Here is a 579-nt window from a genome sequence, read left to right as displayed (position 1 = left end):
CAGCTGACTTATGGATTCCTCGATCCAAGCGCCTGAAACGCCCGTATCAGCCTCGTTACAACCGGGATTGCTTTGGTGAACTGATCCAAATCGATGGCTCTCACCATGACTGGTTCGAAGGACGCGCTGCTAAATGCTGTCTGCTGGTGTTTATTGATGATGCTACAGGAAAATTGCAGCATTTACGCTTCTGTGAATCAGAATCAACCTTTGACTATATGATTTCAACACGTTTATATGTCGAACAGCACGGTAAACCATTGGCATTTTACAGTGATAAACATTCAGTGTTTAGGGTGAATCAAAGCAGCAAGAAAGACACCAAGATTACGCAATTTGGACGCGTACTCAGTACCCTCAATATCGATATCATCTTCGCTAACTCACCACAGGCCAAAGGCCGTGTGGAACGCGCCAACAGAACCCTTCAGGACCGTCTGATCAAGGAGATGCGCCTGGAAGGCATCTGCTCGATTGAGCAAGCTAATCCTGGCTACCCTGCTTCATTGAGCAGTTCAATCAGAAGTTCGCCAAGATGGCTTTTAATCCTAAGGATCTACATCGGCCTATCACTGAAAC

The 579-nt window shown here is 46.5% G+C and carries 1 pseudogene; it reads left to right on the top strand.

Features of this window, described 5'->3' with window-relative positions:
- A pseudogene (locus NI462_RS14935) lies at positions 1–579 on the top strand (ISNCY family transposase); the annotation flags it as partial.

Source organism: Acinetobacter lwoffii (genome assembly GCF_024129715.1).
Classification (GTDB): Bacteria; Pseudomonadota; Gammaproteobacteria; order Pseudomonadales; family Moraxellaceae; genus Acinetobacter; species Acinetobacter lwoffii_U.
This window is presented reverse-complemented; position numbering and strand designations above follow the sequence as displayed.